The organism is Prevotella dentalis DSM 3688 (assembly GCF_000242335.1).
Classification (GTDB): domain Bacteria; phylum Bacteroidota; class Bacteroidia; order Bacteroidales; family Bacteroidaceae; genus Prevotella; species Prevotella seregens.
Window position 1 is genome coordinate 460,509 of the sequence record NC_019960.1, and the last position, 26,997, is coordinate 487,505.

At 55.4% G+C, this 26,997-nt stretch carries 20 protein-coding genes, 1 tRNA gene and 1 pseudogene; 17 read left to right on the forward strand and 5 right to left on the reverse strand.

Going from position 1 to position 26,997, the window contains the following annotated elements; genetic code table 11:
• The first annotated feature begins 63 nt into the window (after positions 1-63).
• Genes PREDE_RS01865 through PREDE_RS01875 form a run of 3 tightly spaced genes read left to right on the forward strand, consistent with a single transcriptional unit; the run spans position 64 to position 1,945 of the window.
• Positions 64-930 (forward strand): hypothetical protein, encoded by an 867-nt coding sequence (locus tag PREDE_RS01865; protein WP_005843868.1) that lies wholly within the window; start codon positions 64-66, stop codon positions 928-930.
• A 23-nt stretch (positions 931-953) separates the two neighbouring features.
• Positions 954-1,337, forward strand: a complete 384-nt coding sequence (locus PREDE_RS01870; RefSeq protein ID WP_235777467.1) for a hypothetical protein — start codon at positions 954-956, stop codon at positions 1,335-1,337.
• Positions 1,334-1,945 (forward strand): class I SAM-dependent methyltransferase, encoded by a 612-nt coding sequence (locus tag PREDE_RS01875; protein WP_005843864.1) that lies wholly within the window; start codon positions 1,334-1,336, stop codon positions 1,943-1,945. The genes PREDE_RS01870 and PREDE_RS01875 overlap by 4 nt, the downstream gene beginning before the upstream one ends.
• 126 nt (positions 1,946-2,071) lie before the next feature.
• Here the strand turns inward: PREDE_RS01875 and PREDE_RS01880 are convergent.
• A tRNA-Pro gene (locus PREDE_RS01880) sits at positions 2,072-2,144 on the reverse strand.
• Between PREDE_RS01880 and PREDE_RS01885 the strand changes: the two genes are divergently transcribed.
• The 6 genes from PREDE_RS01885 (at position 2,118) to porX (ending at position 10,478) form a co-directional block, all read left to right on the forward strand.
• On the forward strand, positions 2,118-2,408 hold the full coding sequence (locus PREDE_RS01885) for a hypothetical protein (protein ID WP_154648433.1): 291 nt from the start codon (positions 2,118-2,120) through the stop codon (positions 2,406-2,408). The genes PREDE_RS01880 and PREDE_RS01885 overlap by 27 nt on opposite strands.
• Positions 2,408-3,574, forward strand: coding sequence for a zinc-dependent metalloproteinase lipoprotein (locus PREDE_RS01890; RefSeq protein WP_005843862.1), 1,167 nt, complete (start codon positions 2,408-2,410; stop codon positions 3,572-3,574). The genes PREDE_RS01885 and PREDE_RS01890 overlap by 1 nt, the downstream gene beginning before the upstream one ends.
• Before the next feature lie 17 nt (positions 3,575-3,591).
• Entirely contained in the window at positions 3,592-4,845 is a 1,254-nt protein-coding gene (locus PREDE_RS01895) for a 3-phosphoshikimate 1-carboxyvinyltransferase (RefSeq protein WP_005843860.1), read from the forward strand.
• Between the two features lie 89 nt (positions 4,846-4,934).
• Entirely contained in the window at positions 4,935-5,318 is a 384-nt protein-coding gene (locus PREDE_RS01900) for a hypothetical protein (protein WP_027951566.1), read from the forward strand.
• 85 nt (positions 5,319-5,403) lie between these two features.
• A complete protein-coding gene (gene porW, locus PREDE_RS01905) occupies positions 5,404-8,901 on the forward strand; it encodes a type IX secretion system periplasmic lipoprotein PorW/SprE (RefSeq protein WP_005843857.1) in 3,498 nt (1,165 codons plus the stop codon).
• Between the two features lie 2 nt (positions 8,902-8,903).
• Complete coding sequence (porX, locus tag PREDE_RS01910; protein ID WP_005843855.1) at positions 8,904-10,478, forward strand: T9SS response regulator signal transducer PorX; 1,575 nt, start codon at positions 8,904-8,906, stop codon at positions 10,476-10,478.
• A gap of 86 nt (positions 10,479-10,564) precedes the next feature.
• Here porX and PREDE_RS01915 read toward each other — a convergent pair whose 3' ends face one another.
• Together PREDE_RS01915 and PREDE_RS01920 are read right to left on the reverse strand one after the other, a co-directional pair.
• Positions 10,565-11,275, reverse strand: coding sequence for a CDP-alcohol phosphatidyltransferase family protein (locus tag PREDE_RS01915; protein WP_005843853.1), 711 nt, complete (start codon positions 11,273-11,275; stop codon positions 10,565-10,567).
• Between the two features lie 26 nt (positions 11,276-11,301).
• Positions 11,302-11,994 carry a phosphatidylserine decarboxylase family protein gene (locus tag PREDE_RS01920; RefSeq protein WP_005843852.1) on the reverse strand — a complete coding sequence of 231 codons (693 nt, stop codon included), beginning with the start codon at positions 11,992-11,994 and terminating at the stop codon, positions 11,302-11,304.
• Between the two features lie 130 nt (positions 11,995-12,124).
• Between PREDE_RS01920 and dnaE the strand changes: the two genes are divergently transcribed.
• The 5 genes from dnaE (at position 12,125) to PREDE_RS01945 (ending at position 18,942) form a co-directional block, all read left to right on the forward strand.
• Entirely contained in the window at positions 12,125-15,844 is a 3,720-nt protein-coding gene (gene dnaE / locus PREDE_RS01925; RefSeq protein WP_015298380.1) for a DNA polymerase III subunit alpha, read from the forward strand.
• Positions 15,845-15,890: 46 nt separating this feature from the next.
• On the forward strand, positions 15,891-16,304 hold the full coding sequence (gene tsaE / locus PREDE_RS01930) for a tRNA (adenosine(37)-N6)-threonylcarbamoyltransferase complex ATPase subunit type 1 TsaE (RefSeq protein WP_005843848.1): 414 nt from the start codon (positions 15,891-15,893) through the stop codon (positions 16,302-16,304).
• Between the two features lie 111 nt (positions 16,305-16,415).
• Positions 16,416-16,733 carry a thioredoxin gene (gene trxA / locus PREDE_RS01935; protein ID WP_005843846.1) on the forward strand — a complete coding sequence of 106 codons (318 nt, stop codon included), beginning with the start codon at positions 16,416-16,418 and terminating at the stop codon, positions 16,731-16,733.
• A gap of 229 nt (positions 16,734-16,962) precedes the next feature.
• Positions 16,963-18,087 carry an energy transducer TonB gene (locus PREDE_RS01940; RefSeq protein ID WP_005843845.1) on the forward strand — a complete coding sequence of 375 codons (1,125 nt, stop codon included), beginning with the start codon at positions 16,963-16,965 and terminating at the stop codon, positions 18,085-18,087.
• Positions 18,088-18,426: 339 nt separating this feature from the next.
• Positions 18,427-18,942: a toxin-antitoxin system YwqK family antitoxin gene (locus PREDE_RS01945; protein ID WP_005843843.1), complete on the forward strand. Its 516-nt coding sequence runs from the start codon at positions 18,427-18,429 to the stop codon at positions 18,940-18,942.
• An 85-nt stretch (positions 18,943-19,027) separates the two neighbouring features.
• On the opposite strand, the gene PREDE_RS01950 is transcribed toward PREDE_RS01945, so the two are convergent.
• Positions 19,028-19,465: a hypothetical protein gene (locus tag PREDE_RS01950; protein ID WP_005843842.1), complete on the reverse strand. Its 438-nt coding sequence runs from the start codon at positions 19,463-19,465 to the stop codon at positions 19,028-19,030.
• Between the two features lie 133 nt (positions 19,466-19,598).
• Here PREDE_RS01950 and PREDE_RS01955 point away from each other — a divergent pair, with 133 nt between their 5' ends.
• From PREDE_RS01955 to PREDE_RS01965, 3 genes and pseudogenes are all read left to right on the forward strand, one after another.
• Positions 19,599-21,269: a glycogen/starch synthase gene (locus PREDE_RS01955; protein ID WP_005843841.1), complete on the forward strand. Its 1,671-nt coding sequence runs from the start codon at positions 19,599-19,601 to the stop codon at positions 21,267-21,269.
• A 14-nt stretch (positions 21,270-21,283) separates the two neighbouring features.
• The gene (gene glgP, locus PREDE_RS01960) at positions 21,284-23,845 is read left to right on the forward strand and encodes an alpha-glucan family phosphorylase (RefSeq protein ID WP_005843840.1); all 2,562 of its coding nucleotides are present in this window, start codon (positions 21,284-21,286) and stop codon (positions 23,843-23,845) included.
• A gap of 356 nt (positions 23,846-24,201) precedes the next feature.
• Positions 24,202-24,399, forward strand: a pseudogene (locus PREDE_RS01965) (glycosyl hydrolase 115 family protein); the annotation flags it as partial.
• 383 nt (positions 24,400-24,782) lie between these two features.
• On the opposite strand, the gene PREDE_RS01970 reads toward PREDE_RS01965, so the two are convergent.
• Entirely contained in the window at positions 24,783-26,984 is a 2,202-nt protein-coding gene (locus PREDE_RS01970) for a helix-turn-helix domain-containing protein (RefSeq protein ID WP_015298382.1), read from the reverse strand.
• Positions 26,985-26,997: the final 13 nt, after the last annotated feature.

The window sequence follows — 26,997 nt, forward strand, 5'->3', positions numbered from 1 at the left end:
AACGCACTGCCGTTTGGCACAACTCCTCAAATTCTTCTCTCCCTCAAATACCCAAGAAAGAAAATGAAAAAGAAAATCTACTGGTGGCGAACCATCGCCTCGTTTGTTCTCGTATTGTTCACGATGCCCCTTGGCCATGCACTGATGATTCTCATGGAGAAATTCATGCAGCCCACGGCGGTGCATTACGCCGGCTTCGCACTCGGATTGGTCGGACTGGTGATGGTCATAACGGGCGTGTTTGTCAAGGGCGACACCCGCCAAACCCTGTGGGGACTCTTTGGTGGACTGCTCTTTTGGACAGGTTGGGTGGAGTTTCTCTTCCTCTATTATGCCCGCCGCTATGGCGTGCAGCCCGAAATAGAGCATGGCGAAATCGTCACCAAGCCCGAGTATCTCATCATGCCCGCCTCGTTTGGCATGTGGATGATGGTGATGACGATGTACATTTTCAGCGTCAAGAACGGTTGCGACTTCATTACTTGGGTTCAGAAACGGCTCTTCGGCAATCGTCACAAGGAAATCGTTTTCCAGCCCATGACACGCCATACGTCCATCATTACCTTCATGGAACTCAACATGATGCTTTGGGCGATGTACCTGCTGCTCATGTTCTGTTACGACAAGAACTTCCTCGGTGACCACCATCCCGTAACCTATCTGGTGGGCATTGGCTGCTTCATCGGCTCGCTGTTCATGATGAAGCGACAGCTCCACATTGCCGCTTGGGGGGCCAATATCCGTATGGCAGTCGCTACAGTGATCATCTTTTGGACGCCCGTTGAGATCCTCGGGCGCATCAACTTCTTCCAAGAGTTCTGGGTAGAGCCCGAGAAATATACCACATTGATGCTCTGCATCCTCGTCGCTTTCCTCGTGTTGCTGTTTTATTTCTGGGCGAAAGCGTCGAAACGGAAACCTAACCATTAAATAAAACAACTATGACAAAAGGTATGAAGATTGCAGTTCTTTGGCTGCTGGTTATCTGTGGCTTCGCAAGCCACTCCGTGTGTGACATGCTGCCCATGTTCTGGGGCAAGGATATGGCAGTCGTCGCTACCGACGGCAACGTCGACCAAGGCATGATGGTCTTCATGATGCTACTCTCTTTCTTTGTCCCCGTTTGCGGCATTTTCTGTTCATGGCAGCGGGCGAAGGCTTTGAGAATAACCAATGCCGTGCTGGCCGTGCTCATCGCATTGTTCAACATTGCCCATGCCGTGATGGAACTGCCGTCGGACAATGCGGGGCAGTATGTCGTCATGCCCACGATGATTCTTATCGGTCTTGTGCTGGCATGGCAAAGCATTCAGCATGTGAGGGAGGGGCAGCGATGAGACTTCTGAACAACTTTTTCAGCAACTGCGCCCATCCGCAAGGCCGGATGGGACGGGTCGTGCTGCGCTTCATGAATATAGGTCACGCCCCGCTGACCAAATGGGGGCTTAGCCTTATCGGCTTCAGGGACGGATGGACGATGCTTGACATTGGCTGTGGCGGCGGGGCCACGTTGAAACGGCTGCTGGAAAGGAGCAGGGACGGCAGGGCTTATGGCATCGACATCTCGGAAGAAAGTGTGGCAAAATCACGTGAGGTGAATGCTGAAGAGCTTGGCAAACGGGTGTTCGTCTGCCAAGGTTCTGTAGAGGCTCTGCCTTATGGCGATCAGGAGTTCGACCTTGTGACGGCCGTCGAGACGATTTATTTCTGGCCCAACCTTCCTCATTGTTTGCAAGAGGTGCGCCGTGTGTTGAAGCCGGGCGGCCGGTTCGTCGTCATGATCGAAGTGGCCGACGCCGATTCCGTATGGACGAAAGTGGTGGATGGCATGACGGCCTATTCGCCCGAGCAACTCAAAGAACTGCTCGAAGATGCAGGTTTCACCCAAACAGAAATCCACCGTAAGAAGCCATCGTATGCCGTCCTCTTCGGTGTAAATCCATAAGCATACATAGTCGGTTTGCCAGAATCGCGATGCCCCGCACGGGCTGGTTCCCTCCAATATTCGTCGTGGCGGCCGATATTATGATTAAAAAAAGAGGCCGATTTAATCGGCCTCTTTTGAATATAGTCGGGATTACTGGACTCGAACCAGCGACCTCGCGCCCCCCAGACGTGTGCGCTACCAACTGCGCCAAATCCCGAACTATCTGTTTTACGGCTGCAAAGGTATGGATATTTTTTGGAACAACCAAACTTTCGGGCAAGTTTTTGCTTTGTTTTGGATATTTAAAGTAATTATACGGAGGCGTTTTCGGTGGTTTCTTCTTTATTTTCGTAAATTTGCACGAGCATTTGCCCGCGTGCCGTTTCCTAAGGACGGGCGGTGGCGGGAGGGTGTGGCGCAACTGCCGGGAACACGGACTTCAGGCGAAACGAAAGGGCAGGGGCGCGACCATAACGATTGATGATGAAAAGAATAACAACTTTATTGCTGCTGGCGGCAGTGCTGTTGATGGCCTCTTGCGGGGGCGACGACGGCTTGACGGTCGGCAACAGCAGGGCCGACCAGGACGAAGATGGCACCACGGCCACCGTGGACAGCAACTACGTGTACCAGTTGCCCGTCATCTTCCACGTGCTTTATCAGGATGCCAACAACGCCGCCCAGTATATCCCGGCAAGCCGTCTCAAGAACCTGTTGCAGTATGTCAACGAGATCTATCAGGGCGGCATCTACGGCGAAAGCGCCAATGTGCGCCTCCGCTTCGTACTGGCCGAGCAGGACGAGAGCGGCAAGACGCTCGCCACGCCCGGCGTGGAATACATTCGCTACACGGGCGAATACCCCATCGACGAGTCGGCTTTCATGACCGCACAGGCCAATGCCCGGTACATCTGGGACCCGAATGAGTACATCAATGTCATGCTGTACCCCTTCAAGGAACAGGATGGCGGCACGGTGTTGGGCCTGTCGCACATGCCCTATACCATCAAGGGCGACCATGCCCTTGCCGGTTTGGAGACCACCGCCGAGACCTATATCTCCAAGTCGCGGCTGGGCTATCCTCTCTGTTCGTCCATCAACAGCCGCTATGCCGCACAGGCTTCCGGGGGCGGTTACTACCAGTCCGACCGCTACATGGCCGCCGATCACCAGGCCAGTTTTATCTCTTCGGTCGATGTCGTCGTCACGTTGGCGCACGAGTTGGGCCACTATCTGGGTCTCTACCATGTCTTTACAGAAGCCGGCAACTCCACGGCGGCGGCCGATGTCTTTGAGCCGGTCGACTCGTGTGGCGACACTGATTATTGCAAAGACACCCCCTCCTACAACCGCGCCGACTACAGCCGCTACCTTTCTTCCTACGCCGCAGGCAACAGCACGATGAACGTTTTGGACTTGCTCAGGCGGTATGCCTGCGACACCTCCTCCTATTACAGCGCCAATATCATGGACTACGCTTTCACGCTGGGCTTCAAAATCTCCGACGAGCAACGGGCCCGCATCCGCAACGTGCTCTACTACAGTCCGCTCATTCCCGGCCCCAAGCTCAACGGCGCCAACCGTCGTACGCGTGCCACGACCGTCGGGGGCACGCAGCTCTACACCCGTCCACGTCTTATCAGATAACGCAAACAGGATAACTCATGACCTACGAAATCACAGCTCCGCCCTCTCTCGAAGCCACCGTCGCCCTGCCTTCCTCGAAGAGCATCAGCAACAGGGCGCTCATTATCCACGCGCTGACGGGTGGCGCTGTCCAGCCATCCAACCTCTCCGACTGTGACGACACGGCCGTGATGCGGGCTGCACTCGGCCTCATGCCGCCCGTCATCGACATCAAGGCGGCTGGCACGGCCATGCGGTTCTTGACGGCCTATCTGGCCGTGACCCCGGGCGAGCACGTTCTCACGGGCACCGAGCGCATGCTCCACCGGCCCATCGGCATCCTTGTGGACGCCCTGCGCAGCCTGGGCGCCCAGATAGACTATGAGGGCGAAGAGGGCTTTCCGCCCCTGCGCGTCCGCGGCGGGCGGCTGCCCGGCGGCCGGTTGGAGATGCAGGGCGACGTGAGTTCGCAGTTCATCTCGGCCTTGCTGATGGTGGGCCCGGTCATGGCCGACGGGCTGGTGCTCCAGCTTACGGGCAACATCGTGTCGCGCCCCTACATCGACATGACGCTCTGCATGATGCGTGAGCACGGAGCCGCGGCCGACTGGACCGATGTGGACACCATCTCCGTGCGGCCAACGCTCTATGCCACGACCCCTTACCTCATCGAGAGCGACTGGAGCGCGGCCAGCTATTGGTACGAAATGCTGGCGCTCTATGGGGGTAGAAACCGCATTAGGCTGGGCGGACTCTCCGACGGTTCCAGGCAGGGCGACTCCGTGGTGAAGTACATTTTCTCGCTGCTGGGCGTGCGGACCAACTTCGTGTGCGGCTCCGACGGCACAGCTCCCGGCGTGGAGTTGGAGCGGCGCATGGCGCGCGTGCGCCACCTCGACTTCGACTTCACCAACTGTCCCGACCTGGCCCAGACGGTGGTCACCACCTGCTGCGCACTCGACATTCCCTTTCACTTCACGGGTTTGGCCAGTCTGCGAATCAAGGAGACCGACCGCATCGAAGCCCTCAAGACCGAACTGCGCAAGCTGGGCTATCTGATTCGCAGCGAGAACAGCTCCGAGCTCATCTGGGAGCACGGCCGCTGCGAGCCCACGTTCGCCCCCATCGACACCTACGAAGACCACCGCATGGCCATGGCCTTTGCGCCCTTGGCCGTCAAGTTTCCGGGGCTGCGCATCCGCCATCCCGAGGTGGTGTCGAAGTCGTATCCCCGCTACTGGGACGACCTGGCGCGGGCGGGCTTCAGCGTCCGCCCCGTGGAGGCCGAATGAATGCGGCGCAAACGCGTCATGAAATCAGTGTAATCGCGCTGCGTTTGCGGCCTTTTCGCGGGCCCGTTGCGGCGTTTTCATCCCACCGTATGTTCTTACTCATCCTTTCAATCCTGTTTTTAGGCCTCTTCGCGGCCGTGCTCGGGCTCGTCTCCCAGCGGCGCAACGGCGAAGAACCCATCGTGAAAGCAGCGGGCGACTGCGCCAGCTGCGACGGCTCCGGCGACAAGTGCGAGCAGGTGTGCATGATGGAAGCGGCCACCCGCGAGGTGGAATACTTCGACGACGAGGAGCTCGATGCCTATCGCGGGCGACCGTCCGACGGCTACACGGAGGAAGAGACCGGGCTGTTTGCCGAGGTGCTGGAGACGCTACGCCCCGAGGAGGTGAAGGCCTGGAACCGCAGTCTCATCCTGCGCGGCATCAACATGCCCGATGGCATCAAGGACGAATATGTGCAGCTGGCCGGCTGACGGCGGGGCAGGGGAGTGCGGCAATATGCAGCGCAACCGTGCCGGCGCATGCAATAATCGGGCCGCCGAGGAGTTATATTAACAATTGAGAATTGAACGACACCTACTTTTTCTGGCCGTGGCAGGCGTAGTCCTGGCATTGGCCGGCTGTTCCACCGAGAAGAATACGGCAAAGTCTCGGTGGTGGCACTCGTTCAATGCTCGATATAACACCTATTATAATGGCACACTGGCCTACATAGACGGCTCGCTGGCCAAGGAAAACGGCAACCAGGATGACTACACCGAGCTCATCCCGCTCTACACCGTGGCCAACAAGAAGAGCCGCGAACTGGGCAAGAGTAGCTTTGACAAGGCCATCGAGAAGGCCGAGAAAGCCATCAAGCTGCACTCCATCAAGCGTCGGCCGGAGTGGAACAAGCAACGCCGCAAGACCGAGCGCGACCTGGAATGGCTCGGTCGCAAGGAGTACAATCCCTTTCTTTGGAAGGCCTGGATGCTCATGGGCCGCTCGCAGTTTTTCAAGGGCGACTTCGACGGCGCCTCCTCCACTTTCAGCTACATGAGCCGCCTCTACGAGACGCAACCCGCCATTTATGGCCGGGCAAGGGCTTGGCTGGCCAAGGCTTACATCGAGAACGGGTTCCTCTACGATGCCGAAGACGTGATTCGCAACATGGAACGCGACTCCATTCACTGGCGCGCACAGAAAGAATGGGACTATACCTATGCCGACTATTACATCCATACGGGCGACTATGCCCGGGCCATCCCCTATCTGCGCAAGGTCATCAGGCACGAGATGCGCCGGCGGCAAAAGGCGCGCGAGTGCTATCTGCTGGGCCAGTTGGAGGCGGCGTTGGGCCACGACGAACAGGCCTACCGCGCCTTTCAGCGCGTCATTCGGCTGAACCCGCCCTACCAGTTGGAGTTCAACGCCCGCATTGCGCAGACCGAGGTGATGGCCGGACGGCAGGCCCGCAAGATGGTGGGCAAGCTGAAACGCATGGCTGCTTCGGACAACAACAAGGACTATCTGGACCAGGTGTACTATGCCATCGGCAACATCTATCTGGCCCAGGGCGACACCGCCCAGGCCATATCCAACTACGAGAGGGGCAACACCAAGGCCACGCGCGGCGGCATAGAGAAAGGTGTGCTGCTGTTGCGGTTGGGCGACCTCTACTGGACGCAGGAGAAATATGCCGATGCCCAGCGCTGCTACGGCGAGGCCATCGGTCTGCTCGACAAGGAGCGGCCCGACTACGGGCAGCTTTCCCACCGATCAAAGGTGCTCGACGAGCTGGTGCCCTACACCGAGGCTGTGCACCTGCAAGACTCGCTGCAGTCGCTGGCCCGCATGGACGAGAAAGACCGCAACGCCGCCATCGACCGCACCATCGAGGCTCTGAAGAAGAAGGAAAGGGAGGAACGTAACAAGCTGGCCGAGCAGGAGGTGCAGCAAGTGCAGCAGCGCAATGGTGGCATGGGCGGCATGAGCCGCACGCCCAACCGTCCCGTCGTGGGCGGACAACAGGGTGGCGGCTGGTATTTCTACAACCAGCTGGCCGTGCAGCAGGGCAAGCAGCAGTTCCAGAGACTGTGGGGCAAGCGCGAGAACGTGGACAACTGGCAGCGCAACAACAAGACCGTGGTGGCCGGGCTGGGCTTTGACGACGGGGCGGCCGCCATGACCGACGCGCAGCGCGACTCCATGCTGCAGGCACAGGCCGTGCAGGACTCGCTGGCGCAGGTGCAGGACACCGCACGGAACAACCCCCACAAACGCGAATACTACCTGGCCCAGATTCCTTTCACCGAGGAGCAGCGGCAGGCCAGCAACCTCATCATCATGGACGGACTGTTCAACAGTGCAGTCATTTTCAAGGACAAGCTCGACAACCTGCCGCTCAGCGAGAAAGCCTTTGCGCGACTCACCGCCCAGTATCCCGACTACGAAAAGATGGACGAGGCCTGTTACCACCTCTTCCTGCTCTATGCTCGCCAGGGCCGGATGGACCGGGCCAACGGCTACGTGGACTCGCTGCGGGCGCGCTGGCCAGAGAGCCAGTGGACGCAGATTCTCACCGACCCCTATTTCGTGCAGAATGCGCGCGAGGGCGTTCATGTCGAAGATTCGCTCTATGCGGCCACCTATGCGGCCTTCAAGGCCGACCGCCTGGCCGAGGTGGCGGCCAATACCGGGCTCTCCGAGACGCGTTTTCCCTTGGGGGCCAACCGCGACAAATTCCTCTTCATCGGCGGGTTGAGCAAGCTCAACAACGGGCAGAACGAGGCCTGTGTGGCCGACATGAAGATGCTCGTGGAGAAATATCCGCAGAGCGAGCTGGCCGAAATGGCCGGCATGATAGTCAATGGAGTGAAGCAGGGACGGCGGCTGCATGGCGGCAAGTTCGACCTGGGCAACGTGTGGCAGCGGCGCAGCGTGGTGCTGGCCGACAGCGACTCGCTGCAGGCCCGGCGGCTGAGCAACGAGCGCAATGCCAACTTTGTGTTCATGCTCGTCTATCAGCCCGACTCCCTGAACCAGAACAAGCTGCTCTTTGAACTGGCCCGTTACAACTTCGCCAGCTATCTCGTTCGCAACTTCGACATCAGTGTCGAGGAGGCCGACGGCGTGGATCGCATGGTGGTTTCCGGCTTCCGCAACTATGACGAGGCCCTGCAATATGCCCACCGGCTGCTGGCTCAGGAGAGTGTGGTGCGGCAGATGGGCAAGGCGCGCCCCGTCATCATCAGCGAAGAAAACCTGCCCCTGCTCGGTACCAACTTCAGCTACGACGAGTACAGCAGGTTCTACAACAAGCATTTTGCCCCGCTGAAGATCTCCACTTTCCATCTGCTCACCGAGCCGGCCGAGGTCGTCACGCAGCCTGCGCCCGAGACCGCGCAGCCCGTCACCGAGCGCGACATCGACGAATACCTGAACACCACCACCGTGGTGGCCCCTGACGAGCCCGCGGTGCCGGCCGAAACAGAGATTCCCATGGAGGACGAGGCCCGGCCGCAGGCTGCCGGAACCACCATTCTCCCGCCCGATGAGCCGGCCCGGCAGCCGGCCGGGACGACCGTGGTGCCGGTGGAACAGTCTGTGCCCCCGGTGGCCAAGCCCGTGGCGCCCGAGCCCAAGCAGGCCGTTCCGGCTGCAAAGCCCGCGGTGCCCGCCGCTAAACCTGCTGTTCCTGCTGCCAAACCTGTGGTCTCCACGCCCACGCCCGCAGCGAAAGAACCGGCCCCAGTGCCTGTGCCCGCCGTGAAGCGTGTGCAGCCCACGTTGAGCAATGGAGCCGACGTGATACTGGACGACGACGAGCCGTCGCCCGCACCCGTCACGACAACCGGCACCACCGTGCCGCAGACACCTGCAACCCAGGTGCCCGCAGGGGCCAAGCCCCAGTCTTCCGGGCGTGTTCCTGCCCCTGCAAACCGCCAGCCGGCGGGCAAGACTCCGGCCGCCAAGCCCGATGCACCGCAGCCGAAGACCGAGACACCCAAGGAAACTAGGAAGGAGAACAAGACCTTCGACCTGGAAGATGAGTATTATGACTTAGAAGGATTCTAAAGATGAACAACGGATTTGTATTGTGGGTAGATGACGAAATCGAGCTGTTGAAGGCTCACATCATCTTCCTGGAGAAGAAAGGATACGAAGTTGTCACCGTGAACAATGGGGCCGACGCCATCGAGGAGTGCCTCCAGCACACGTTCGACCTGGTTATGCTCGACGAGATGATGCCGGGACTCTCCGGCCTGGAGACGCTGCAACGCATCAAGGAAATACAGCCGCAGACCCCCGTGGTGATGGTGACCAAGAGCGAGGAAGAGAACATCATGGACCAAGCCATCGGTTCCAAGATAGCCGATTACCTCATCAAACCCGTGAATCCCAGCCAGATTCTCCTCACGCTGAAGAAGAACATCCACAGCAAGGAGATAGTGACCGAGGTGATGCAGAGCAGCTATCAGCAGGAGTATCAGCAGCTGGCTATGCGGATTGCCGGTTGCAAGGACTACAAAGACTGGATGGAAGTGTACCGCCGTCTGGTGCACTGGGAGGTGGAACTCTGTGCTGCCGACAGCCAGATGACCGAGATGTTGCAGATGCAGAAAGAGGAAGCCAACCTGGGATTTGCCAAGTATGTGCGCAACAACTACATGGCTTGGGTGGATCCGGAACAGGCCGCGCCCCTCCGGGCCGGCGGCTCCCGTCCGCTCATGAGCCCCGACATCTTCAAGGAGCGCATTTTTCCGGCACTCGGTCAGGGCGACAAGGTGTTTCTCATCGTCATAGACAACTTCCGCTGGGACCAGTGGCGCGTCCTGGCTCAAGAGATTGGAGACCAGTTCGACATTGAGGAAGAGATGTACATGAGCATCCTGCCCACGGCTACGCAATACGCCCGCAATGCCATCTTCAGCGGGCTCATGCCCAGCAAGATAGCCCGGATGTTTCCCGACCTGTGGGTCGATGAGGACGAGGAGGAGGGCAAGAACCTGAACGAGGAGCCGCTGATTCGCACCCAAATAGAACGCTATCGCCGTCACGAACGGTTCAGTTATCACAAGATCAACGACTCCGTCGGGGGCGATCGGCTGCTTCAACAGTACAACGGACTCCGTGGCAATGACCTGAACGTGGTCGTCATCAACTTCATCGATATGCTCTCTCATGCCCGCACCGAATCGAAAATGGTGCGCGAACTGGCCAACAACGAGAGCGCTTATCGCAGCATCACGTTGAGCTGGTTCCGCCATTCGGTGCTGGCCGAGCTGTTCAGGCGGCTGTCGCAGAGCGACTACAGGGTCATCCTCACCACCGACCACGGCTCCATCCGGGTCTCCAAGCCCATCAAGATCATTGGCGACCGCAACACCAATACCAACCTGCGCTACAAGCTCGGCAAGAACTTGAGCTACAATCCCAAGGAGGTGTTTGTGGTCAAGGACCCGGCCAAGGCGCAGCTGCCATCGCCCAATGTGAGCACGAGCTACGTGTTTGCCACTGGCGATGCGTTCTTTGCCTACCCCAACAACTACAACTATTATGTGTCCTATTACAAGGACACGTTCCAGCATGGCGGCATTTCGATGGAGGAGATGATGGTGCCGCTGGTGACGCTGAAGCCGCGGCGACGCTGACCGCACACGGAATTCTGTGCTGTGGACGGCCGTTGCCGCAGGGGTGTTGCGGCGGCATGGAAAAAGGATGAGGAGGGATTGGCGGCCTAAGCCCGCTTGCTCCAAAGGTTGACGCCCACGGAGAGGGCGACATACCACGCAATAATCACGGCAAAGGCCGAGATTTGAAAAATGGCCAGTAGCGGGAGGCAGGAGAGCAGGAACACGTATTTCACCTCATTGCCCCGCCAGCCCCAGTGCTTGAACTTGAGGGCAAACATGGGAATCTCGGCCACAAGCAGCCAGCAGCTCACCAGCATGAGTGCCAGCAAGGCCATAGACATCCAGGGCGAACTCTCCAGCACGTCGTGCCCGCCCACGATGAGCGACCCCCAGAACAGGGCGTTGGCCGGGGTGGGCAGACCGATGAAACCCATGGACTGACGCTCGTCCAGATTGAACTTGGCCAGGCGCAGGGCCGAGAAAGCAGCCATGATGTAGGCCGCGAATGCCACGTAGTCGGACACCGGCTGCAGGAACGAGGGGTAGTCCATCACGAGCAATTGCGAAAAGAGAATGGTGGAGGGAGCCACGCCGAAAGTCACGTCGTCGGCCAGAGAATCGAGTTCTTTGCCGATGGGCGACGACACATGGAGCAGACGTGCGCTCATGCCGTCGAAGAAATCAAATACGGCACCAATGACGATCCACAGGAGGGCCAGCGTGGGCTCATGGAAAAAGGCGAAACAAGTAGCGATGCAACCCGAGACGAGGTTGCAGCAGGTGATGGTGTTGGGAATGTGTTTCTTGATGCTCATGGCAGTTGCCTTGAAAGTTGCAGTCGCTATTTCAGCTTGGCAATGATGGTCTGGTCGCCCGTGGTCTTCTGCCCCATCTTGACGCATACCTCAGTGCCAATGGGCAGAAAGACATCCACCCGCGAGCCCAGCTTGATGAAGCCCAGGTGCTCATCGATGTAGCAGTCCTCGCCTTCCTTGGCATAAGTGACGATGCGGCGGGCCATGGCACCGGCAATCTGGCGGCAGAGGATGTCCTCGCCGTCGTCGGTGGTTATCATGATGTCGGCGCGCTCGTTCTCCTCGCTGGCCTTGGGCAGCCATGCTTTGTGGTAGTTGCCGTCCTGGTGGCGCACGAATTTCACCTTGCCGTCTACGGGGAACCAGTTGGCATGCACGTTGAACAGGCTCATGAAAATGCTAATCATCAGCCGGCGGTCGTGGAAATATTCGTTCTCCTCGACCTCCTCGATCACCACCACGCGCCCGTCGGCGGGGGCCACGACCAGCTTGTCGGTATCCTCCACATTGAGGTATCGGATGGGACATTGATAGAAGTTGACGACGATGGCATAGGCTGTGCCGAAGACGACGGCAAAGGCCCAGAAAGGCCATTTGGTGTCGAATGCGTACCATAGACCGGCAGCTATGACGATAAAAGAAAGAAGTCCGTAGAGCAATGTGTCTGTGCCCTCACGGTGTATACGGATTTTTTTAAGTTTCTTTATTCTTTTGCCCATGCTGAAAAAAGGGTATGCTCAATTCGTTGCAAAGGTAAAGGTTTTTTGTTTAAACCGCAAATTTTTCGCATGCTTCTTTTGGCCATATCGGTTTTTAGCGGTAACTTTACCGCTCCAAAACGCTCAGAGAATGGAAGATTTTGTGCATTTGCACGTACATACGCACTATTCGATACTCGATGGACAGTCTAAAGTGCCCTACTTGGTGGACAAAGCCATCAGCGACGGCATGCGCGGCATGGCCATTACGGACCATGGCGTGATGTATGGCATCAAGGAATTTTCGGACTATTGCGCCTCGGTGAACAAGAGGCGCAAGGCTGAAGGGCTGGAGCCGTTCAAGCCCGTCTTCGGGTGCGAGATGTATGTGGCCCACCGCCGCAAGGAAGACAAGGACAAGAACGCCGGCGACAACTCCGGCTACCACCTTATCGTGCTGGCCAAAAACTATCGCGGTTACAAGAACTTGATTAAGTTGGTGAGCCGCTCGTGGGTGGACGGCTACTATTACCGACCCCGTACCGACCGCGAGGATCTGGAGCGTTATCACGAGGGTTTGATAGTGTGCTCGGCGTGTATTGCCGGCGAAGTGCCTTCCAAGATCCTTAAAGGCGATATTGCCGGAGCGCGCGAGGCCTGCGAGTGGTACCATCGTGTGTTTGGCGACGACTACTATTTGGAGCTGCAGCGTCATGAGGTGAAAGACCCGTCGCTGCGTGCCAACCGGGAGGTGTTCCCCTTGCAGCAGAAAGCCAACAAGGTGCTCATTGAGTTTGCCCGTGAGTATGGCATCAAGCTCATGTGTTCCAACGACTGCCACTTTGAAGACCAGGACACGGCCGAGGCCCACGACCACCTGCTCTGTCTCTCGACGGGCAAGGACCTTGACGACCCCTCACGACTGGTCTATACCAAACAGGAGTGGTTCAAGACGCGTGCCGAGATGAACGAGGTGTTCGGCGACATGCCCGAAGTCATGGCCAACACGCTGGAAATACTCGACAAGGTGGAGACCTACAGCATCGACCACGGCCCCATCATGCCTTTCTTTCCCATTCCCGAGAGCTTTGGCACGGAGGAGGAGTGGCGCCGCCGCTTCTCGGAGCAAGACCTCTATCATGAGTTCACCACCGACGAGAACGGCGAGCACCCGCTGCCTGAGGCCGAGGCCCAGGGCGTGATAGACCGACTCGGCGGCTACGACAGGATATACCGCATCAAGTTTGAGGCCGACTATCTGGCCAAGCTGGCCTACGACGGTGCACGCAAGTGTTATGGTGACCCCCTGCCCGAGAATGTGCGGGAACACATCAATTTTGAACTCCACGTGATGAAGACGATGGGTTTCCCGGGGTACTTCCTCATTGTGCAGGACTTTATCAATGCCGCGCGCAACGAGCTCGACGTGTGGGTAGGACCGGGCCGCGGCTCGGCCGCCGGCTCGGTGGTGGCCTACTGTCTGGGCATCACGAGGATTGATCCGCTCAAGTATGACCTGCTGTTCGAGCGTTTTCTGAACCCCGACCGCGTGAACCTGCCGGATATAGACACCGACTTTGACGACGACGGGCGCGGCCGCGTGCTGCGCTGGGTGATGGACAAGTATGGTGAAGAAAACTGTGCGCATATCATCACTTATGGCAGTATGGCCACCAAGAACTCCATTGCCGATGTGGCACGTGTGGAGCGACTGCCGCTGGACAGGGCCAACTTCCTGAAGAAAGCCATCCCCGACAGGTTGCCCGATGGCAAAAAGATGAACCTGTCCAATGCCATTGCCTATACGCCCGAGCTGCGCGAGGCCGAGGCTTCGGCCGATTCACGCGAACGTAACACCATCAAATATGCCAAGCAATTGGAGGGAACGGTGCGCGGTACGGGCATCCATGCCTGTGGTTTCATCATCTGCCGCAACCCTATCAGCGACTGGGTACCGGTGTCTACGGCCGACGACCCCGACTTCCCGGAGCTGAAGTGTGCCGTGACCCAGTACGACGGACACGTGATTGAGACCACTGGACTTATCAAGATGGACTTTCTCGGGCTCAAGACATTGTCGGAGCTCAAGGAGGCCTGCAAGGTAATCCGCAAGACCACGGGCGATGTCATCGACATCGAGCATATCCCCATCGACGACGAGCTCACCTATCAGCTCTACCAACGGGGCCAGACTGTCGGCACCTTTCAGTTTGAGTCGCCGGGCATGCAGAAGTATCTTCGCGAGCTGCACCCCACGGTGTTCGAGGATCTGATAGCCATGAACGCCCTCTACCGACCGGGCCCCATGGACTATATTCCCGACTTCATCAGGCGCAAGAACGATCCCACACTGGTGACCTATGATATTCCCTGCATGGAGAAATATCTGAAAGACACCTATGGCATCACCGTTTATCAGGAGCAGGTGATGCTGCTCTCACGTCAGCTGGCCAACTTCACCCGAGGAGAGAGTGACGCCCTGCGTAAGGCCATGGGCAAGAAGAAGAAGGCCATCGTTGATGCCATGAAGCCCAAATTCCTGAAACAAGGCGAGGCCAACGGCTACGACCCCAAGATTCTGGAAAAGATATGGAGCGACTGGGAGAAGTTTGCTTCCTACGCTTTCAACAAGTCGCATGCCACGTGCTACTCCTGGGTGGCTTACCAGACGGCTTATCTCAAGGCCCACTATCCGGCTGAATACATGGCCGCACTGATGACGCGCCGTTTCTCGGTGATTACGGAAATCACCAAGCTTATGGAGGAATGCAAGGCCATGCACATACCCACACTGGGGCCCGACGTGAACGAGAGCTATGTGGAGTTTGGTGTGAACAAGAAAGGAGAGATACGCTTTGGGCTCTCGGCCATCAAGGGCATGGGAGCGGCCGCCGCCGAAGCCATCGTGCGCGAACGCGAAGCCAATGGACCCTACAAGGATATTTACGATTTTGCCGAGCGGGTGAATCTGAAAGATGTGAACCGCAAGGCTTTCGAGAGTCTGGTCTTCAGCGGCGGCTTCGACTGTTTCGGGTTGATGCGCGAACAGTATATGGCTCCCAACCAGCGCGGGGAAGTGTTTCTTGACAGTCTGGTGCGCTTTGGGCAGCAATACCAGCAGGACAAGGCCGAGGCCGCCAATTCACTCTTTGGCGGTATGGTGTCGGACATTCCTGTAGCTATGCCCCAGCCGGGGCAGGCCGAGCCTTGGAGCAGCATTGAGAAGCTGGGGCGCGAGCGCGACTTGGTGGGCATTTATCTGTCGGCACATCCTCTGGACGAGTTTGCCCTTATACTCAACAACCTGTGCAACACTTCTTGTCCAGAGGCTGGCAGCCGTGAGAACTATGAGGCTTTGTCGGCCCGTCAGGAGATTACTTTCGGCGGTATCGTGACCAATGTGAACCAGCGGTTCAACAAGCGTGGCGAACCTTTTGGTATCGTTACGGTGGAAGACTTCCATGGGCCGGGCGAGTTGGCGCTCTTTGGCGAAGAGTGGGGCCGTTGGGGCAGTAGGCTGATCGAAGGCAGCTCGGTGTTCATCACAGCCAAGTGCGGCAAACGCTTTGCCAACAGCCAGAGCTACAGCATGACTATCCAGAACATCGAATATCTGCAAACTGTAAAAGACGACCGCATTGAGCGGTTCACCATCAATGTGAAGAGCAAGACCATTGACGAGACCGTGGTGAACGACATTCTCTCGATGGTGGGCGGCAGTGTGGGTAAGACCAGTCTCTACTTCAACATCAACGATGAGGAGAACAATACCAACGTGTTGCTCCATGCCCGCAACCGTCAAATAGAGGTGGGAAAGAAGCTCGTGGAGTATGTGGAGGAACATGATAATATGAGCTATACCGTGAATTAAGTACTGCGCAGGACGAACGCAAAAATTAAAATATACTATTTAAAGCATGCAAATCAAGATTGAATCTTTGGAGCATATCCGCGAAGCAGCACGTGAGTTTGTCAATCAGATGGGCGAGGGTACGGTCTTTGCTTTCTATGGAAAGATGGGTGCCGGCAAGACGACCTTTATCAAAGCAGTGTGCGAGGAGCTTGGGGTGGAGGATGTCATTACGTCGCCGACGTTTGCCATTGTCAACGAATATCGTTCGGCGACTACCGATGAACTGATCTACCATTTCGACTTCTACCGCATCAAGAAGCTGGAGGAGGTGTATGATATGGGCTACGAGGACTATTTCTACAGTGGTGCCCTGTGCTTCCTGGAGTGGCCGGAGCTTATAGAAGACATTCTGCCGGGCGATGCCGTTAAGGTGACCATTACGACTGACGAGGATGGCAGTCGGGTGGTGGAGTTCTGATATGGGCTGTCCGCCATGTAGCTGTGGGGCATCTTTGGCACAAAGTTTGTTCGGCAGAAACCAATTGCTTACATTTACAATACATAAAGTTTATTCAAAAAAGGAATACAAATGGAAGTTGAAATCACAACCGAGAATTTCGAGAGTTATAAGAACGGTGAGTTGCCTTTGGTCGTGGACCTGTGGGCTACGTGGTGTGGTCCATGCCGCATGGTGAGTCCCATTATGAGCGAACTGGCCGTAGAATACGACGGCAAGCTCGTCGTGGGTAAGTGTAACGTGGAAGACAACGACGACATCGCCATGGAGTTTGGCGTGCGTAACATTCCCACCGTGCTCTTCTTTAAGGGTGGCCAGCTGGTCGACAAGTTTGTCGGTGCCGCTGCCAAGGACAAGTATCAGGAGAAGTTTGACGCTCTGTTGAAGTGATGGCATAGAGTCCCATTGACCCTAACGACAGGGCCCCATCCAATATGGATGGAGCCCTGTCGTGTTTTTTGTGCAATGTAATGCCTATCAACGTGCGGTATGGTATTAGCTGCGCACGATGTGACATAGTAAAAACAGCTGGAAATACTATAGGTAGAAGCGCCGATTTTTTGTAGGGAACTTTGTTCTTTCGCTGAAATATAGTAAATTCGCGAAAAATATTCGACGTATGAAACTCCTTGGATGTATGGCTGCAATAGCCATCTTGTTGATGCCGGCCAGACTGTATGCACAGACGGCATATCAAGCACCACTGCAATATGCAGTGAGATATGTGCAGGAACATGTGCTGTTGCAGCGCGACTCAGACTTCACGGTAGTGGATGCAGATATAGAGTGGCCTGAGGTAATGGAATATCGTCAGCCCATGGCCCTGCGTCATGCCATTGTGGATCGGCTGTTAGGTGGGCAAGGAAGCACCTTGGATTCGGCCTATGCGGCCTACAAAGCACAGTTTGGCCAGCCGGTGATAGGGCAATTGCCCTTTCTGCCGGCCGACGATCGGTTTTGCGATGTGACGTTGCAGGCACGCATCAAGTCGTATGAACCGGGAAGATGGATCTGTTATATGTTGATGTTGAGTCAGGAGCCCCAGCGGAGTTCTCCTGTGAAAGCCGTGCGAGCCACGGCCTATATTGTTTACGACATGGTGCAGGATCGGGTACTGAATGCCGAAGACTTGATTCGACGGGGCACCATACAATCTGGAAATGTGTACCAGGAGTTTTTCGACACACTCTATACACCGCTGTCGGACGAGCTTTATGCCCGGTTGCTTCATGCGTCTATAGACGGAGTGTGGCTGGAGCAGCGGCCTCGCCGGGTGGGATTTCATGTGGATTGCCAGACGGAGGGGCAGCAGTTGGGCTACGAGGTGTCCATGGCCTATGACGGGGTACGTTATTTAATGACTAAGGAATGTCGTCGGCTGATGGAGAAGAAAGCGCAAGGCCAACCTGCACCAGCATTTGTGAGTCCCGCTTCAACCTGGCAGGGTGATACTATATATAATAAGGTGGATGAGGCTCCCCAGTTCTGTGGAGGACAGGATGCGCTGAAACAATATCTTGGCCATGTGGACAGGCCTGCCGGCTCTGAGCCGGGCCGTGTACTGGTCTCTTTTGTAGTAGGCAAGGATGGACGTGTGCATGACCCCACGGTAGTGGTCCCGTTTACTCCTGAACTCGACCGCCATGCGATTGCTCTGGTCAAGGGTATGCCACCGTTTATGCCAGGGATGCACCATGGAATGCCTGTGTGTGTGCGCATGTACCTGCCTGTCAGTTATCGTTAAAAGGGGCTTGACTAAAGTTCTTTAAAATTTACAATCTAAACTTTTTCTATAAGTATGAGCCCAACTTTTCACTTTCTTGATGTACTTGCTATTGTGAGTTTGATGTGTCAAAAAGAAAGTTGTGGCTTGAATTTCCTGCTGGTTGAAAATGTTGTATTTTACACTTTGATAGTTTAAATGTCTTTCGGATGAAAGTTTTAAATTTAAGCGGCAGACTTGATAACGGTTGTTTTGGGTCGAAAAATAATGATAAAATAGTGTTAAAGAAAAGCGTGCGATTTGTTTTTTTTGCATACCTTTGCAGCAGAAGAAACCAAATAACTAAAAACAAGAAACGTCATGATAAAGCAATTCGTACTTATCTCAGCCATGATGCTTATGACCGTTGCCAGCTTCGGTCGCAAGCATGTCAGTGAAGCCGCTACTGTGGTAGCAGACACCATCTATTATGCAGCCGACCGTACCAATGTGGGACACGCCAGCCAAGCAGCCTATTATCGCTTGTTGATGACGCAGGGTGTCGGCATGAACAAGGAAGATGTGTTTATAGATTACTACATGAATGGCACTCTGAAAGCAGAAGGTGGTTACAGCTTCGTGGATTTGGGAAACGATGCCAACACCATTCTGAACGGCGATGTGACAACCTACTACGTGAATGGAAAGGAAAAGTTACACGGCAAGTATGTCAATGGCAAGCGTGAGGGATACTTCACGTTGCAGATGCGCGATGGTAGTGTGGCAGTGGTGATGTACAAGAACGGCAGTTCAAGGTATGACTATTTCATGCTGACCCACCAGGACGGAAGACAGGAAAAGCGTCCGCTCAATGAAATAAGCTCTCTCTTACAATAATAATACGTAATACTACTAAACAAAAGCCGAAGCCCCCATTCGTGAGAATGGGGGCTTCTTCGTTGGTGCAACAGGTGGCGGAGAGCTATTTTTTAATGAACGTTAGGCTTTTGGGGAGCTTCACCCATTTGCGGTTGCGTGCAACCTTGAGGGTGCTACCCTCCTCTTGCTTCAACACAAACGTGGTGTCGTTTTGCCGCATGAGCATGGCTGTGAGGTCTTCGCTACCATAGTCGTTGATGAGTTGTATTTCGGCAGTATTGGCACTTTTGATGGTGGCTTTGGTGAAGAGCCATTTGCGTGCATCCTGCTTGTCGCCGAAGAATCCGGGCAGTGGCCCGTAGATTTCCTGGTTGGGCACGATGACGTTGGCATGGTACAGGTCAAGTTGCATGTAGACATCGAACTCCTTATTATACAGAGTGCCCCTGAAAGTGGTGGAGTCGGGGAGGGCTTTTTGCCGCTGGGCCAAGGCCGCCGTACACAAGAGTAGGCTAAGGAATAATGGCAATGCTTTTTTCATATCCGATAACTTATTGATTGATGCAAAGTTAATGGTTTAAATCAATTAAGCCATAGTTTTTACAAAAATATAGTAACGAAAGTTGGGCTTTTCTTATTTTTATAGTACCTTTGTGGCCATAGAATGGTTTGATATGGCAAAAGACAGATTGTTTCCCGACTATATTTTTGAGTCAAGTTGGGAAGTTTGCAATAAGGTTGGCGGTATCTATGCCGTGCTGTCCACTCGAGCGAAGACATTGCAGGACAGAATACGAGACCACCTTATTTTTATAGGCCCCGACTGTTGGAAAGACAACGACTGTCCCTATTTCTCTGAAGATGTACAGCTCTTCCCCGACTGGCAGCACCAGGCGGAGGCGGAAGGACTGCGGGTGCGTGTAGGTCGTTGGACGGTGCCAGGCGAGCCAGTGGCAGTTCTGGTGGACTTTACACCTTTTTATGCGGAGAAAGATGAAATCTACACCCAGTGTTGGAACGACTTTCAGGTGGACAGTCTGCATGGTTATGGCGATTATGACGAAGCCTCCATGTTCTCGTATGCTGCAGCCCGAGTGACAGAGAGTTTTTATCGGTTCTACCTTGATGCTTCGCAAAAGGTGATTTACCATGGCAACGAGTGGATGACGGGCCTGGGGCTGCTCTATATCAACAAGCACTTGCCCGAAGTAGCAACTATCTTTACCACCCATGCCACGAGCATTGGGCGCAGCATTGCTGGAAACAACAAGCCGCTCTATGACTACCTGTTTGCCTACAACGGTGACCAAATGGCCGCTGAACTGAACATGCAGAGCAAGCACTCTGTAGAGAAGCAGACGGCCCACCATGTGGACTGCTTCACTACCGTGAGCAACATTACGGCCCGCGAGTGTGCAGAATTGCTGGACAAACCGGTGGATGTGGTGTTGCCCAACGGCTTTGAAAACAACTTCGTGCCCAAGGGCGCATCGTTTACCGCCAAGCGCATGAAGGCGCGTCGCCGATTGCTTGACGTGGCCAATGCCTTGCTGGGTACCCAATTGGGAGACGATACGCTCATAGTGTCGACCAGTGGCCGATATGAATTCCGCAACAAAGGCGTAGACGTTTACATCGAGGCTATGAACCGGTTGCTGCGTGACCACGACCTGAAGAAGAATGTGTTGGCCTTTATCGAGGTGCCCGGCTGGGTAGGCGAACCGCGCAAGGACTTGCAGGAGCGACTGGCTTCGGGGAAGACTTTCGATATGCCGCTGGAGGTGCCCGAGGTGACTCACTGGCTCAACAATATGAGTCACGACCAAGTGTTGGGCATGCTCAAGTTCCTCGATATGCACAATCGTCCGGAAGATCGGGTGAAGCTCATCTTCCTGCCCAGCTATCTTACGGGCGAAGACGGCATCATCAACATGCCATATTACGATTTGATACTGGGCAACGACCTCTGCATCTATCCCTCCTATTATGAACCATGGGGCTACACACCGCTGGAATCCATTGCTTTCAAGGTGCCTTGCATCACTACAGACCTGGCTGGTTTCGGGTTGTGGGTCAACACCGAATTGGGACATGACGGCGAGATAGAGGATGGCGTGAAAGTGATTCACCGTACCGACTACAACTACTCGGAGGTGGCCGATGCCATCAAAGACACGGTTGCCCATTATTCCAACCTGACCGACCGCCAGGTGAAAGAGGCACGCAGCCATGCCGACCGGCTGTCGAAACGTGCGCTCTGGAGCGAGTTCATCAAGTATTACGAGCAGGCCTACGACGTGGCCCTGCGCAAGGCCGAAGGCCGAAAAGCAATTCATTATAATTAAATAAACAAGTAGTTATGAAAATTAAAGCAGATTATGCGAATGCTCCTCAATGGAAGGAGCTGACAATTAAGTCGCGTCTTCCCGAGCAGCTGCAGTGTCTGGACGAATTGGCTCACAACATGTGGTGGGCTTGGAACTATCAGGCCCGTAACTTGTTCAAGAGTCTCGACGAGAAACTCTATGAGGAGGTGGGGCACAACCCTGTGCTGCTTTTGGAGCGTCTGGGTTACGACCGCAAGGAAGCCGTGGTGAAAGACAAGGCCCTCATGAAGAAAGTGAAGGACGTGTATGCCAGCTTCCGCGCCTATATGGACGAGAAACCCGACAGCAAACGTCCCTCTGTGGCCTACTTCTCGATGGAGTACGGCCTGAACCAAGTGCTTAAGATTTACTCGGGTGGCTTGGGCATGCTTGCCGGCGACTATCTGAAAGAGGCTTCCGACTCCAATGTCGATCTCTGTGCTGTGGGCTTCTTGTATCGCTATGGCTACTTCACGCAGACCCTCTCGATGGATGGTCAGCAGATAGCACAGTACGATGCTCAGAACTTCAACTCGCTGCCCATCGAGCGTGTGCTTGATGAGAATGGCAGCCAAGTGGTTGTTGACGTGCCCTATATGAACTATCAAGTGCATGCCCTCGTGTGGTGTGCCAACGTGGGGCGCATCAAGCTCTACCTGCTTGATACCGACAACGAGATGAATTCTGAATACGACAAGCCCATCACACACTCGCTCTATGGCGGTGACTGGGAGAATCGTCTAAAGCAGGAGATTCTGCTCGGTATCGGCGGAATACTCACGTTGAAGAAGCTGGGCATTGAGAAACAGGTGTACCATTGCAACGAGGGCCATGCCGCACTCTGCAATCTGCAGCGTTTGTGCGACTATATTGACAGTGGCCTCAACTTCAACCAGTCGTTGGAGCTGGTGCGGGCTTCTTCGCTCTATACGGTTCATACGCCCGTGCCCGCCGGCCACGACTACTTCGACGAGGCTCTCTTCGGCAAGTACATGGGTGGCTATCCCGCCAAGCTGGGCATCAGCTGGGACGAATTTATCGGCATGGGCCGTCAGAATCCGGATGATCACGGCGAACGCTTCTGTATGAGCATTTTCGCCTGCAACACTTGCCAGGAGGTGAACGGTGTGAGCAAGTTACACGGATGGGTGAGCCAGAAGATGTTTGCTCCTATTTGGAACGGCTACTATCCCGAGGAAAACCATGTGGGCTATGTAACCAACGGCGTGCACTTCCCCACATGGACGGCAACCGAGTGGCGTAAGCTCTACGACAAGTTCTTCGATCCCAACTTCATGCACGACCAGAGCAACGAGAACATTTGGCATGCCATCTATGACGTGGCCGATGAAGAGATCTGGAAGACGCGCCTCACGTTGAAGAAGAAACTTGTAGACTATATTCGCGAGAAGTTCACACAGACGTGGCTTCGCAATCAAGGCGACCCTGCCCGCGTGATGTCACTGCTCGAGCGCATCAATCCCAATGCACTGATGATTGGTTTCTGCCGTCGCTTTGCCACCTATAAGCGTGCCCATCTGCTCTTCACCGATTTGGATCGTCTGAACAAGATAGTGAACGATCCCGAACATCCCGTCCTGTTCTTCTTCTCGGGCAAGGCCCATCCCGCCGATGGCGCCGGCCAAGGCCTTATCAAGAAGATTTATGAGATTAGCCAGCGTCCCGAGTTCTTGGGCAAGATCATCTTCCTTGAGGACTACGATATGCAGCTGGCCCGCCGCCTTGTGTCGGGTGTGGACATCTGGATGAACACGCCGACCCGTCCGCTCGAGGCCTCTGGAACGTCTGGTGAAAAGGCCGAGATGAACGGTGTGGTGAATCTCTCCGTGCTTGACGGCTGGTGGGTGGAAGGCTATCGTAAGGATGCCGGCTGGGCTCTGCCCGAGGAGCGCACTTACGAGAACCAGGCTTATCAGGACCGTCTGGATGCCGCTACCATCTACTCGCTGCTCGAGAGTGAGATCATCCCGCTTTATTACGCCAAGAACAAGAAAGGCTACAGCGAGAACTGGATTAAGGTCATCAAGAACTCCATCGCTACCATTGCCCCTCATTATACGATGAAGCGTCAGCTTGACGACTACTATGACAAGTTCTATATCCGCGAGGCAGAGCGTTCGGCCCTGCTGAAAGCCAACGACAACCGCCTGGCCAAGGAGATTGCCCAGTGGAAAGAAACCGTTGTTGAGCGTTGGGACAGCATACACGTGGTGAGCAAGGAGACCAGTGTGCTCGACAATGGGGGCGAGACGGGCGTAAACTATACCATGCGCTATGTCATTGACGAGCAAGGGCTTGACGATGCTGTTGGGCTGGAACTTGTGGTGCTGAAGCCCGAAACCGATCCGTCCGACCGCAAGATTTATGGTGTCCATGAGTTCAAGATGGTGGGACACGAAGGCAACCACTACACCTTTGAGCTCAATGTGGAGCCCGACGAGGCCGGCTCTTTCCGCAGTTGCGTCCGCATGTTCCCGAAGAACGACAAGCTGCCTCACCGTCAAGACTTCTGCTATGTGAAGTGGCTTGACTAAGATTCTTCCTTGTCCTGCATGTTGTGGTGGGACGAGAGCTTCATACCAAGTGAGGGTGCATCGACGGTTCGTCTGTCGATGCACCCTTTGTGTTTGGGCGTTCTCTTTGCGGAAGAGTCATTCCCATGGATTTTAGTGGGACAGTAAGCCGGTTCAAGGTGAACAGTCCGAGGAATACCCGGCGGACTTCTTCGCGTGGACGGTGAAATAAAGACGGTGCAAAGGCACAGCGACAACACGTTTATCGCGGGACCTTTGCACCGTAAACGTGTGGCGTTTGCGCCGTCGTCGCATCGCCGTTACGGCGTCATCGCGGATGCCCGATGGGCTCCACGCGCTGCATCGGTGCGCGCCCTTTTGAACTGCTGCTTCGCCTGAATGCCAATTATCTGTGGCCGGCGATGTGGAATGCGCGCTTTAATGAAGACTCCCCGCTCAATCCAAGGTTGGCAGACGAATATGGCATTGTGATGAGTACAAGTCATCATGAACCAATGATGCGGGCGCACAAGGAATACGTGAATCGCAAGGACTCTATAGGGGCGTGGAACTACGAAACTTGATTGACCCAAATCTCTAATGGGTGGTTTGGGTCAGACTTGATGCGAAGCCATTTGGCTTTCCAAGGGGTTGGAAACGTTGCCGGAAGCTTTTTTAGGCTTTCCAAGGGGTTGGAAACGTTGCCGGAAGCTTTTTTAGGCTTTCCAAGGGGTTGGAAGCGTTGCCGGAAGCATTTTTAGGCTTTCCAAGGGGTTGGAAACGTTGCCGGAGGCATTTTTTTGCTTTCCAAGGGGTTGGAAGCACTGCCAGCAGCATTTCGATGCAAAAGTAGAGGATATTTCAGATATGCAATTTAGCTAAACGTCCAAATCGGTTTAGCAAAAAGTTCGATGCTTGTTTCGTTGTGAATGGTAGTATTCCCCCAAGATTTGTCGTGTCAACGGGTAAGGCCTTGAGAATGACGCGTTGGGGTTCTATATTCCGATGGCAGCACACCAAACATCTTTTTGAAGTTGGCGGCGAAAGCTTTGTGGGTGTTATAGCCCACACGGTCGGCAATTTCGCCGATGGGCATGTTGGTGTCGCTGAGCAGTTGGGCGGCACGTTTCAGGCGCACGTCGCGGATGAAGTCGGCGGGCGAGATGCCCAGCATGTTACGCAGCTTGGTGTACAGGGCCGAGCGGCTCATGAAGACGTCCTGCGCCAATTGGTCCACGCCGTAGTCTGCATTGGAGAGATGTCCCTCTATGGCTTTCACTATGCGTTCGGCCAGGGCCTCCTCTTCATGGTTCACTCCTATTTTTTGAGGATCAATGCTGGTGTTTTCGGCAAATTGATGGCGGGCCTCCTCACGCAGTTCAAAGAGTTGGTTTACGCGCCGGTCGTTTTCGCGCTCCAGCTTCCGACGCTTGCGCTTGAGGTATAGCCTCATAAGCGTCAAAAGACTTGTAAGTGCCATGAGTCCGTAGATGAGTTTTGCCCACCAGGTGAGCCACCATGGCGGGAGGATGGTCACCAGTTGTCGGGTCGCCTCGCCCCACGCACTGTCGTCGATGGCGGCCTGCACCTCGAATGTGTAGGCTCCGGGCGGCAGAGCGCGGTATTCCACCTCGCACAAGCCGCCGTCGGCATACGTACAATATTGCCAGCTCTTCTCCAAGCCAGCCAGGCGATAACGGTAGCGGGTGTGCGAGGGTGCAGCATAGTTGAGGGCGGAGAACTGGAAAGCGAGATTGTTTTGATCGTATGCAAAGGACATTCCATGTGTCAGTCTCTCTAACAACTGCGGATCGCCATCTATACTGACGGCAGTGATAACGACAGCCAATGGTTTCGTTTTTGCGGATTCAAGCCATTGCGGACGGAATGCTACGGCACCAGAAGCACTATAAACGAATACGAGACGGCCGTCGGGGGCGAGCATGGCGGCGCGTTCCATCATGTTGACGGCGGGGATGTCGTCTTCGGGGCCATAGTTGATGACGCTTGGCGTAATGCGGGAGATGCCGCACGAGGTTCCTGCCCACACATGTCCGTTGGCATCGAGTATCAGGCTTCTGATGCAATGGTTGGCTAGTCCTTCCATCCGTTCACAAGTGCGCCCGTTCCCATCCACGGTTGCTTGATGATGGGGAAAGTTCTCTTTTTCTATCTTGAACAGTCCGTTCTGCGTTCCTACCCACAGCCTGTTCTTGTTGTCGCGCACCATGCAGTTGTACTTGTCGCTGTATCGCTCTATCTCTTTTGCCCCGGGGAATGCGGCCAGCGTGTCCGCTTGCGTGTCAAGAAGAAAGCTGCCGTTCTGCGTGTAGACCGCCACCCACTTGCCGTCTATCGGACAGGCACCTACGAAATGCCGGAAACGCTTCAGTGCCGGAAGACGGTTGTTGAGCGACACGAACGCATGGCGTTCAGGGTGAAAATATCCCAATACGCACAGGGAGTCGCATAGCAGGAAACGATGTGAAAGTTCTGTGATGAAAGTCGTGCGGTTGTATGGCAGCGAAGCCACATTGGTTTTGTCATAGTGCTTCTTGGTGCCATTTGCTTCGTATTCCAGCCCGTTGGCCTTGCAGTGCCAGATGCGTCCTTGGCTGTCGATGGTGCTTCGGGCCCTGTCGATCAAAGGATGCTCACCCCTTATCAGCTTTGCATGCTGTCGTTTTGGCGATGTGTAGCGGATGCCGTTCTGCATGGTTCCTTCCCACATTCCCCCCTGCCGGTCGGTTACCGTCAACGACGAGGGGACAATGTTCTTGAGCAATGCTTTCGACATTCTCTTTTTCATATCGTAGCGGAACGACCTTGTGCGGGCATCGAAGAGATAGACTCGGTAGAAGTCGCGCAGCCACAGCAGTGAGTCGCCCTGCCATTGCTGTCCGTAGCCCAAAGAGAAAAGAGGCAGGTGATACGCTCGGCCGTAGTCGCATGGTACCGTTAGGAATCCTCTGCCATTGGAGAGGCAGAACACTCCCTCGCAGTTCACCAGCATTTGGCCGTTGGGCAGTTCCACGATTTGATGCACCTCTCCCGTGGGTAGTCCGTCGGCCACGGTCCACTGCCTTTCAAAGGCACGGGCAATCAACAGGCATGACATCCACGACATCCACAGGGTCAGGAGCAAGAATTTCTTCGACATAGGCGTATCATCT

What these genes read in the sequence shown, in the direction of transcription:
- porX (WP_005843855.1), top strand. Translation starts at nt 8,904, where the DNA reads ATGAACAACGGATTTGTATTGTGGGTAGATGACGAAATCGAGCTGTTG.
- tsaE (WP_005843848.1), top strand. Translation starts at nt 15,891, where the DNA reads ATGCAAATCAAGATTGAATCTTTGGAGCATATCCGCGAAGCAGCACGT.
- PREDE_RS01895 (WP_005843860.1), top strand. Translation starts at nt 3,592, where the DNA reads ATGACCTACGAAATCACAGCTCCGCCCTCTCTCGAAGCCACCGTCGCC.
- dnaE (WP_015298380.1), top strand. Translation starts at nt 12,125, where the DNA reads ATGGAAGATTTTGTGCATTTGCACGTACATACGCACTATTCGATACTC.
- PREDE_RS01945 (WP_005843843.1), top strand. Translation starts at nt 18,427, where the DNA reads ATGATAAAGCAATTCGTACTTATCTCAGCCATGATGCTTATGACCGTT.
- PREDE_RS01915 (WP_005843853.1), bottom strand. Translation starts at nt 11,275, where the DNA reads ATGAGCATCAAGAAACACATTCCCAACACCATCACCTGCTGCAACCTC.
- PREDE_RS01865 (WP_005843868.1), top strand. Translation starts at nt 64, where the DNA reads ATGAAAAAGAAAATCTACTGGTGGCGAACCATCGCCTCGTTTGTTCTC.
- PREDE_RS01875 (WP_005843864.1), top strand. Translation starts at nt 1,334, where the DNA reads ATGAGACTTCTGAACAACTTTTTCAGCAACTGCGCCCATCCGCAAGGC.
- glgP (WP_005843840.1), top strand. Translation starts at nt 21,284, where the DNA reads ATGAAAATTAAAGCAGATTATGCGAATGCTCCTCAATGGAAGGAGCTG.
- PREDE_RS01900 (WP_027951566.1), top strand. Translation starts at nt 4,935, where the DNA reads ATGTTCTTACTCATCCTTTCAATCCTGTTTTTAGGCCTCTTCGCGGCC.
- PREDE_RS01940 (WP_005843845.1), top strand. Translation starts at nt 16,963, where the DNA reads ATGAAACTCCTTGGATGTATGGCTGCAATAGCCATCTTGTTGATGCCG.
- PREDE_RS01950 (WP_005843842.1), bottom strand. Translation starts at nt 19,465, where the DNA reads ATGAAAAAAGCATTGCCATTATTCCTTAGCCTACTCTTGTGTACGGCG.
- PREDE_RS01955 (WP_005843841.1), top strand. Translation starts at nt 19,599, where the DNA reads ATGGCAAAAGACAGATTGTTTCCCGACTATATTTTTGAGTCAAGTTGG.
- PREDE_RS01920 (WP_005843852.1), bottom strand. Translation starts at nt 11,994, where the DNA reads ATGGGCAAAAGAATAAAGAAACTTAAAAAAATCCGTATACACCGTGAG.
- PREDE_RS01870 (WP_235777467.1), top strand. Translation starts at nt 954, where the DNA reads ATGAAGATTGCAGTTCTTTGGCTGCTGGTTATCTGTGGCTTCGCAAGC.
- trxA (WP_005843846.1), top strand. Translation starts at nt 16,416, where the DNA reads ATGGAAGTTGAAATCACAACCGAGAATTTCGAGAGTTATAAGAACGGT.
- PREDE_RS01970 (WP_015298382.1), bottom strand. Translation starts at nt 26,984, where the DNA reads ATGTCGAAGAAATTCTTGCTCCTGACCCTGTGGATGTCGTGGATGTCA.
- PREDE_RS01890 (WP_005843862.1), top strand. Translation starts at nt 2,408, where the DNA reads ATGATGAAAAGAATAACAACTTTATTGCTGCTGGCGGCAGTGCTGTTG.